Source organism: Ruegeria intermedia, assembly GCF_900129345.1.
In the GTDB taxonomy this organism is placed as follows: domain Bacteria; phylum Pseudomonadota; class Alphaproteobacteria; order Rhodobacterales; family Rhodobacteraceae; genus Ruegeria; species Ruegeria intermedia.
Map to the genome: position 1 here is coordinate 20,559 of NZ_FQVK01000030.1, position 8,392 is coordinate 28,950.

Annotated in this window: 12 protein-coding genes; 10 read left to right on the forward strand and 2 right to left on the reverse strand. The window is 66.6% G+C overall.

Annotated features, from left to right (window positions below; all coding sequences use genetic code 11):
* Positions 1 to 38: 38 nt before the first annotated feature.
* From F3H26_RS17055 to F3H26_RS17070, 5 genes are all read left to right on the forward strand, one after another.
* Positions 39 to 1,364 (forward strand): glycerophosphodiester phosphodiesterase family protein, encoded by a 1,326-nt coding sequence (locus F3H26_RS17055; protein ID WP_223162551.1) that lies wholly within the window; start codon positions 39 to 41, stop codon positions 1,362 to 1,364.
* A complete protein-coding gene (locus F3H26_RS19750; protein ID WP_223162552.1) occupies positions 1,310 to 1,876 on the forward strand; it encodes a glycerophosphodiester phosphodiesterase family protein in 567 nt (188 codons plus the stop codon). The genes F3H26_RS17055 and F3H26_RS19750 overlap by 55 nt, the downstream gene beginning before the upstream one ends.
* A complete protein-coding gene (locus F3H26_RS17060) occupies positions 1,863 to 2,447 on the forward strand; it encodes a hypothetical protein (RefSeq protein ID WP_149777186.1) in 585 nt (194 codons plus the stop codon). Before F3H26_RS19750 ends, F3H26_RS17060 begins: the two co-directional genes overlap by 14 nt.
* A 68-nt stretch (positions 2,448 to 2,515) precedes the next feature.
* Positions 2,516 to 2,650: an aa3-type cytochrome c oxidase subunit IV gene (locus tag F3H26_RS17065; RefSeq protein ID WP_149777187.1), complete on the forward strand. Its 135-nt coding sequence runs from the start codon at positions 2,516 to 2,518 to the stop codon at positions 2,648 to 2,650.
* A 16-nt stretch (positions 2,651 to 2,666) separates the two neighbouring features.
* Positions 2,667 to 3,299 (forward strand): hypothetical protein, encoded by a 633-nt coding sequence (locus F3H26_RS17070; RefSeq protein WP_149777188.1) that lies wholly within the window; start codon positions 2,667 to 2,669, stop codon positions 3,297 to 3,299.
* Here the strand turns inward: F3H26_RS17070 and F3H26_RS17075 are convergent.
* Together F3H26_RS17075 and F3H26_RS17080 are read right to left on the reverse strand one after the other, a co-directional pair.
* Positions 3,288 to 3,620 (reverse strand): AzlD domain-containing protein, encoded by a 333-nt coding sequence (locus F3H26_RS17075; protein ID WP_005979045.1) that lies wholly within the window; start codon positions 3,618 to 3,620, stop codon positions 3,288 to 3,290. The genes F3H26_RS17070 and F3H26_RS17075 overlap by 12 nt on opposite strands.
* A complete protein-coding gene (locus F3H26_RS17080) occupies positions 3,617 to 4,333 on the reverse strand; it encodes an AzlC family ABC transporter permease (RefSeq protein WP_149777189.1) in 717 nt (238 codons plus the stop codon). The genes F3H26_RS17075 and F3H26_RS17080 overlap by 4 nt, the downstream gene beginning before the upstream one ends.
* Here F3H26_RS17080 and F3H26_RS17085 point away from each other — a divergent pair.
* From F3H26_RS17085 to F3H26_RS17105, 5 genes are read left to right on the forward strand one after another with little or no spacing between them, the layout of a single operon-like run.
* Complete coding sequence (locus F3H26_RS17085) at positions 4,332 to 5,276, forward strand: formate dehydrogenase accessory sulfurtransferase FdhD (RefSeq protein WP_149777190.1); 945 nt, start codon at positions 4,332 to 4,334, stop codon at positions 5,274 to 5,276. The two genes, F3H26_RS17080 and F3H26_RS17085, sit on opposite strands and share 2 nt — an antisense overlap.
* A complete protein-coding gene (mobA, locus tag F3H26_RS17090) occupies positions 5,266 to 5,922 on the forward strand; it encodes a molybdenum cofactor guanylyltransferase MobA (RefSeq protein ID WP_149777191.1) in 657 nt (218 codons plus the stop codon). The genes F3H26_RS17085 and mobA overlap by 11 nt, the downstream gene beginning before the upstream one ends.
* Positions 5,919 to 6,428, forward strand: a complete 510-nt coding sequence (mobB, locus tag F3H26_RS17095; protein WP_149777192.1) for a molybdopterin-guanine dinucleotide biosynthesis protein B — start codon at positions 5,919 to 5,921, stop codon at positions 6,426 to 6,428. The genes mobA and mobB overlap by 4 nt, the downstream gene beginning before the upstream one ends.
* Positions 6,429 to 6,448: 20 nt before the next feature.
* Positions 6,449 to 7,708, forward strand: coding sequence for a molybdopterin-binding protein (locus F3H26_RS17100; RefSeq protein WP_188127800.1), 1,260 nt, complete (start codon positions 6,449 to 6,451; stop codon positions 7,706 to 7,708).
* A complete protein-coding gene (locus F3H26_RS17105; protein WP_223162553.1) occupies positions 7,705 to 8,301 on the forward strand; it encodes a GNAT family N-acetyltransferase in 597 nt (198 codons plus the stop codon). The genes F3H26_RS17100 and F3H26_RS17105 overlap by 4 nt, the downstream gene beginning before the upstream one ends.
* Positions 8,302 to 8,392: the final 91 nt, after the last annotated feature.

Here is an 8,392-nt window from a genome sequence, read left to right on the forward strand (position 1 = left end):
GCGGCCTTGAATGAATTCAGCATCCAAAGGGGGCCGGCGTGTCACATTTCTCAACCGTAACAGATGCCTATCGCGGGGCCTGGGCCCGGCGCAGGACCTTTGTTCCCATCTATCTGGCGGTGCGGCTGCTGCTGATCGCGCTGATCGCCCCCGGTGTGGCCTTTGCCGTGAACCTCGCGGTGATGCTGTCTGATCAGTCGGCGCTGACCGATCAGGACATCGCAATGTTCATCCTGTCGCCAGTTGGCTTCGTGGCGGCGGTGGTCGTTCTGGGCCTGTTCCTGTTGGCCGAGGTGTTCGTCTTTTCGGTCATGGCCGGATCGCTCAGGATCGGTGAAAGCGACCCGTGGCGGGCCGGCGGATCGGCCTTGCGGTTGATCCTGTCGCGCCTGCCGACGCTGTTTTCCTTTGCGGTGCGCTTCATTCTGCGGGTTCTTGTCCTGGCGCTGCCTTTCGTGGCGGTCGCGGGACTGATCGCGTGGTGGACGCTGACCGAATACGACATCAACTACTACCTGACCTTCCATCCGCCCGCGTTTCAGGTGGCCGTCGCGCTGATCGGGCTGGTGGTGCTGGCCTTGGCCTGGGTGCTGATCCGCCGCCTGTCGGCCTGGGCGCTGGCCCTGCATCTGGTGCTGTTCGAGGGGATTGCACCTTCGGACGCCTTTGCCGAAAGCGCCCGCCGAATGGAGGGAAAACGCGGCCGGTTGAAGATCGAACTGGCGCTGTGGCTGGCCGTACGTCTGGTGATTGCTGCGCTGATTGCCGCCGTGGCCAGCCTGCTGTTTCACCTTGTTCCGCTGGAACAGGGCACGAACCTGCGGTTTGCCCTGACGCTCAGCCTGCTGGTGGCCGGGCTGTGGTCTCTGGCCGGACTGGTGCTGGCGGCGGTGGCGTTGGGCGCGCTGGCGGTTCTGCTGGATGGGTTTTTCGAACCGCGGGCGGCAGAGCTCCCCCATCCCGCAGCCGGAAATCTGCGCGCCCCGGTTCTGGTGACCGTTGCCGCGGCCATTGTGACCTTGTTGGCCGAGATCTGGTTCAGCCAGGACGTGCTGGACCGGATTGCGGCGCCCGATCATGCCGACGTGATCGGCCACCGGGGCGCGGCGGCGCTGCGGCCGGAAAACACGATGGCCTCGGTGCTGAAGGCAATCGAAGACGGGGCCGACTGGGTCGAGATCGACGTTCAGGAAAGCGCCGACGGCGAGGTCATCGTGGCCCATGACAGCGACTTCATGAAGCTGGGCGGGGTCAATCTGAAGGTCTGGGACGCCACGATGGAGGATGTCGCGCAGATCGACATCGGCAGTTGGTTCGGGCCGAATATGCCGATCAGCGCACCCCGACCCTGCGCGAGGTTCTGAAGGCCGCGAAGGGCAAATCGAAGGTCATCATCGAACTGAAATACTATGGCCATGACGTGGATCTGGAAAACCGCGTGGCCGCCATCGTCGAAGAATTCGGGATGGAGAAGGACATCGCCACGATGTCGCTCAAATACCCGGCGGTGCAGAAGATGAAAGCGTTGCGCCCGGACTGGCGCGCCGGTGTTCTGGCCGCGACGGCGGTGGGTGACCTGGCCGGGCTGGAGGGCGATTTCGTCGCGGTGAATGCCGGGATGGTCACGCCGGGGCTGGTCCGGCGGGTCCATGACGCGGGCAAGGATATCTATGTCTGGACGGTGAACGACCCGCTGCAGATGTCGTCGATGGCCTCGATGGGTGTCGATGGTCTGATCACCGACCGCCCCGCCATGGCGCGCGAAGTGCTGCGAGTTCGCGCCGAGATGGAGCCGGGCGAGCGGCTGCTGCTGTGGTTGGCCACGACCTTCGGCCTGTCGGTCGATACCGAGGCGATGCGCGATGCAAGCCCGTAAGCTGTGGCCGCTTCTGGCCTGCCTGGCCCTGCCGGTCGCCGCGCAGGACGTGATGCGCAGCGTGGAGCTGCCGGCGCATCGGGCGTTGATGTCGCAATCGGCGGGGCAATCGCTGACGCCGTTCGAAAGCGACGGCTGTTCGGGCGGCATGTCGGCCAGCTGGCGGTTGGTCGCCGACACCTTTCCCAGCTTCGCCGCGGTCTACGAGGCGCACCCGCCGTGGGAATCCTGCTGCGTGACCCATGACCGTGCCTATCACGATGCGGGCGGGGCGGTGACGCCCGAGGCCAGCTTTGACGCACGCCTCGCGGCTGATCGGGCCTTGCGCCAATGCGTCAAGGATTTCGGAGCCGCTCAGGCCGAGGACTATGCCGCCCGCTATGACATGACGCCTCAGCAGGTGATCTCGGCCATGTCGATCACCGCCGAGGCGATGTACATGGCGGTGCGTTTCGGCGGCGGGCCCTGCACCGGGCTGCCGTGGCGTTGGGGGTTCGGCTACCCGGACTGTTCGATCTTTGCCGCAGGATCGTCGGGGCAGGAGCAGGAACGTTCCCCTGCGCGCGATTGACGTGGTGACACGGCTGAAAATATCATTTATCCAAACGGCCAAACACGCGAATTGGGATTCTTGGACACATGGCTGACTACAAGCACGGCGAGATGGACATCACCGAACAGACCAAAACCTTCAACGGTTTCGTCAAATTCACCACCTGGTCGGTGGCGGTGATCTTCTTCGTTCTTCTGTTCCTCGCGGTTTTCGCGGCCTGATCCGGCTACGATCGGCATGTTTCGGATTCTGATCGCCTGCCTGCTGGCAGTTGCGGTGGCGGGCTGTACCGGCTCGCAACGCCCGCAGGCCGATCCGGCCGAGATCGTGGCGCGGTCTTACCGCGATCCGGGTCCGCCGAGCTTGACCCTGTACACGATGATCAACACGCGCACGGGGTCCGGCGCGCATACCTCGCTGATGATCAGCGCCAGCGAACGGGTGATCTTCGACCCGGCCGGGTCGTTCCGTGCCGATGTGGTGCCGATCAAGGATGACGTGCTGTATGGCATCACCCCCGCGGTCGAGCGCGCCTATCGCAGCTCGCACGCGCGCGAGACGCATTATGCGCGCATCCAGACCATCCAGGTGACCCCCCAGCAGGCCGAGATCGCCTATCAACTGGCCAAGCAGTCGGGCCCGGTTCCGGGGGCTTATTGCGCCCACTCGACCGCGCGGCTGCTGCAGCAGGTGCCGGGGTTCGAGCAGATCAAGACCACCTTCTATCCGGTCAAGCTGTCCGATCAGTTCGGGCAGATTCCGGGGGTCGTCACGACGGAATATCGTGAAAACGACAGCGCCGATCTGCAGGCCGGGTTGGCCGCGAACAATGCGCTGCTGAACCAGCTTGAGCCGGCCTCAGCCCAGTAGGTAGAGCATCCCGTACAGCGTTCCGGCCCCGGCAAAGATCGCGGCCAGTACGTTGCGGGTGATCAGGCCCACGCTCAGCGCGACCACCGCGGCCGACATGCGGGGCAGATCGGGCTGGCCCCCCGTTGCAGTCGGCCAGACCACCAGCGGCGCGATCAGCGCCGGCAGAATCGCAGCCGCGGTGTAGCGCAGATGCCGCAGCAGCCACGGCGGCATGGGCCGGTCTCCGATCAGGCCGATGAAGACGAAACGCAGGCCGTAGCTGCCGATCGCCAGCCCGGCGATGATGGTCCAGATGGTGATCGGATCGGGCGCGGTCATGGCAAGGCCTTTCTACGGTCCAGCATCACCTCGGCCTGCGCCCCGGCCACCATGCCCGCGCAGCCCGCGATCAGCAGGCCCAGATTGTACGGCACCTCCGCGCACAGCAGAGACACGAGGATGGCCACCAGCGCGGCGACCACATGGGCCGGGGTGCGCATCATCGGCCCGATCATCGCCAGAAAGGTGATCGGCAGGGCGAAATCCAGCGCCCAGCTTTCGGGAATTCGCGTGCCCAGAACCGCGCCAAGATAGGTGGCGAGGATCCAAAGCGGCGTGATCGGCGTGACCGAGCCGACGAAATACGCCATGCGCTGGGCGACGGTCATGCCGGGTTCCTTCTCGAACTGCACGATCGAGCAGGCATAGGACTGGTCCACCGTCAGATAGGCGGCGAAGGCGCGCTGCCACAGCGGCGCCGCGCCAAGATAGGGCGTCAGCGAGGCCGAGTACATCGCCATCCGCAGATTCACCGCCAGGGCCGAGATCAGGATGATCGCGGTGGGCGTTCCGTCCTGCAGCAGTTGCAGGGCGGCGAACTGCGCGGCGCCGGCGAACACGGTCGAGGTAAAGGCCATGGTCTGCACGATGTTCAGACCGGCCTCGGTCGCGAAGACGCCGAACAGGGTGCCGAAGGGCACCGCCACGAAGATGAACGGGGTCCCGTCGCGAAAACCCTTCCAATAGTATGACTTGGATGTGGAGGTTGCCATGGCTAGATCCTATGGTGGTCTGCGCAGCAGTAGCGGGTCAGAGAGAGGGTTGCAATTGGCCACCGAAACCGATCTGTCGGAATACATCATCGCCCCCGATCCCGGTGCGGCGCGGTTGACCCGCGCGGTCGAGGGGGTGGACCAGAACGGCGAGGTCAGCCGCATCTCGGTGGTCGAGGAGCGCCCGCTGACGATCTTCCTCAATTCACAAGAGATCGTGACGGCCATGACCATCGGCGACTATCCCGAATATCTGGCGCTGGGCTTTTTGCGCAACCAGGGCATGTTGCGCCCCGATGACCAGATCACGCGCGTCGATTACGACGACGATCTGGAAACCGTGGTGGTGCGCACGGCCCGCGAAACGTCCTATGAGGACAAGCTGAAGAAAAAGACTCGCACCAGCGGCTGCGCGGTGGGCACGGTGTTCGGCGACATGATGGAGGGGCTGGAGGGCGTGCGCCTGCCGCAGGTTCAGGTGCGCACCTCGTGGCTGTATGATCTGGCGGCCAAGATCAACCGCACGCCGTCGCTGTACTTGCAGGCCGGGGCGATCCACGGCACGGTTCTGTGCCGCGAGAGTCGCCCGCTGGTCTATATGGAGGACGTGGGCCGCCACAACGCGGTGGACAAGATCGCCGGCTGGATGCTGTCCGAGGGCGAGACGGCCGGCAACAAGATTCTGTACACCACCGGGCGGCTGACCTCGGAAATGGTGATCAAGACGGCGATGATGGGCATCCCGGTTCTGGCCTCTCGATCGGGATTTACCGCCTGGGGCGTCGAAATCGCGCGCGAGGTCGGCCTGACCCTGATCGGCCGGATGCGCGGCCAACGTTTCGTGTGCCTGTCGGGCGAGGACCGGCTGCTGCGCGACGTGGACCCGGCCACTGTGCCGGTCGAGGACCGGAAGCATCGAAGGAAAAGCGCCGATGGGAGGTGAAGCATCACGCCCCCTCGGCGTCATACTGGCCGGAGGTCTGGCCACGCGGATGGGCGGCGGCGACAAGGGGTTGCTGCAACTGGGCGGGCAAAGCCTGCTGGCACATGTGATCGACCGGCTGGCGCCGCAGGTGGGTGGGCTGGCGCTGAACGCCAATGGCGATCCGGCGCGCTTTGCCGATCTTGGCCTGCCGGTCCTGCCGGACAGCATCGCGGGTTACGCCGGGCCGTTGGCGGGCGTTCTGGCCGGGTTGGATTGGGCGGCGGGGCAGGGCGCGGATTGCATCGTAACCGCTGCCGCCGACACGCCGTTCTTTCCGCGCGATCTGGTCGATCGGCTGACGCGGGCGGCGCAGGGGCAGGCGCATCCGCTGGTTCTGGCCGCCACGCCGCGCACCGGTGACGCGGCGCTGAAATCGGGCGGGGGCCGTCGGGTGAACCGGCACCCGACCTTTGGCCTTTGGCCCGTCGCTCTGCGCGACGATCTGCGCGCGGCCCTGACGGACGGGTTACGCAAGGTGGTCCTGTGGACCGACCGCCATGACGGGCGCGAGGCGCTGTTTCCGGCCGACCCGTTTGATCCGTTCTTCAACGTCAACACGCCCGAAGATCTGATCCGGGCGCAGCACCTGTTGGAGGGGGCATGAAGGTCTACGGCGTTACCGGCTGGAAGAATGCGGGCAAGACCGGATTGGTCGAGCGGCTGGTGGCCGAGATCACCGGGCGCGGGTTCCGTGTCTCGACCGTCAAACACGCTCACCACGCGGTTGACGTGGACCAGCCGGGCACCGACAGCCACCGCCACCGAACCGCCGGGGCGTCCGAGGTTCTGCTGGCCTCCGGCCGCCGCATCGCCGTGATGCAAGAACTGCGCGGCGCGCCCGAGCCGCCGTTGGACGACCTTCTGGCGCGCCTGTCCCCGGTCGATCTGGTGTTGGTCGAGGGATACAAGCGCGCGCGCCACCCCAAGGTCGAGGCCTTTCGCGCCCAGCCCGGAAACCCGCTGATCGCCGCTGACGATCCGACGATCCGCGCGGTGGCCAGCGACACGCCGCTGGATCTGGACCGTCCGGTTTTCGATCTGAACGACACGCCTGCCATTGCCGATTTCATCCTGGCCGAGGTCGGCTTGGGGCCGCGGCCCAGCCCCTGACCATGCCCGAGGACCGGACCATGCCGAATATTGCGCCTCCACCGCTGAAAAACGACTGTTTCGCCCTGCCGCCGGGGGTCGAATGGACCCCGGTCGATGACGCGCTGGCCCTTTTGCGCGACCGGTTGCACCCGGTGGCCAGCGTCGAGACCCTTCCCGTTGGCCAAGCCTGCGGGCGCGTTCTGGCGCGGGACGTGATCGCGCAACGGTCGAATCCGCCGCTGCCCAACACGGCGGTGGACGGGTACGGCTTTGCCGGTGGTCGGCCCGAGGGCCCGCATGTCCTGCCGCTGGCCGAGGGGCGCGCGGCGGCGGGCGTGCCGTTTGCGGGGGCCGTGCCGGAGGGGCAGGCGCTGCGCGTTCTGACCGGCGCGCCGCTGCCCGAGGGGGTGGATACCGTCATTCTGGAAGAGGACGTGACCGTGCAGGACGGGCACATCGCCTTCAACGGGCCTTTGAAGGCCGGCGCCAACACGCGCAAGGCGGGCGAAGACGTGCAGGCCAGGGCCTTGGCTCTGCCGGCCGGGCGACGCCTGACACCCGCCGATCTGGCGCTGCTGTCGGCGGTGGGCGTGGCCGAGGTCCCGGTCCGCGCCCCCTTGCGCGTGGGGGTTCTGTCCACCGGCGATGAATTGCGCGATCCGGGTCAGGCCGCGGGGCCCGGTCAGATCTATGATGCGAACCGCCCGATGCTGTTGGCGATGCTGCAACGGATGGGGTTTGTGCCGGTCGATCTGGGCCGCGTGGGCGACGACCGGGCCGCGCTGCGGGACCGGCTGGACCAAGCTGCGCAACAGACTGACACGATCCTGACCAGTGGCGGCGCTTCGGCGGGGGACGAGGATCATGTCTCGGCCCTGTTGCGCGCGGCGGGGGCCTTGCAGCAATGGCGCATCGCGCTGAAGCCGGGCCGCCCGCTGGCGCTGGGCCTGTGGCAGGGCACGCCGGTGTTCGGCCTGCCGGGCAACCCGGTGGCGGCGATGGTCTGCACCCTGATCTTTGCCCGGCCCGCGCTGGGCCTGATGGCGGGCGAGGGGTGGCGGCAGCCGCAGGGCTTTGACCTGCCCGCCGCGTTCGCCAAGCGCAAGAAACCGGGCCGCCGCGAATACCTGCGCGCCCGGGTCCGCGACGGCCGGGTCGAGGTGTTCCACTCAGAGGGCTCGGGCCGCATCAGCGGGCTCAGCTGGGCCGAAGGGCTGGTCGAGCTGCCGGACGGTCTGCTGGACATCCAACCCGGAGACCCGGTTCGGTTCATGCCCTATGGGAGTTTCGGCCTGTGACGGTTTCGGTCTCTCGCGGGTTTGCCCCCGATGAGCGCGCGCGGGCGGCCGCGCTGTTCTGGCAGGCATTCTCGGGCAAACTGTCGCGCGTGATGGGTCCGGACGCGCGCGGGTTGGCCTTTTTCGAACGGGCGCTGAACCCCGATTTCGCGCTTGTGGCGCGGGATGCGGATGGGCGGATGCTGGGGCTGGCCGGGTACAAAACCCGCGACGGCGGGCTGACGCAGGGCGGGCTGTCGGATCTGGCCCGGGTCTATGGCTGGTTCGGCGCCCTGTGGCGGGGCCTTGTCCTGAGCGTTCTGGAGCGCGACCTGAAGCCGGGCGTGTTCCAGATGGATGGCATATGCGTGGCGACCGAGGCGCGCGGGCAGGGTGTCGGGACTCTGCTGCTGCGGGCGATCAAGGACGAGGCCCGGAGGCTGGGTATGCACGAGGTGCAACTGGACGTGATCGACACCAACCCACGCGCGCGGATCCTGTACGAGCGCGAAGGGTTTCAGGCGATCGGGCAGGACCATACCGGCCCGTTCAAACATCTGTTCGGCTTCAGTTCGGCCTCGAAAATGCGCTGGGTCGTGCCGGACGTTGGCTAGGTCACACACTCATAAATCGCTATCGGCGTTTGAGGGTTTCTGATTCACTTCTGTGAAAGAGGAGAGCAGCATGTCTCAACGTCGCTATGAA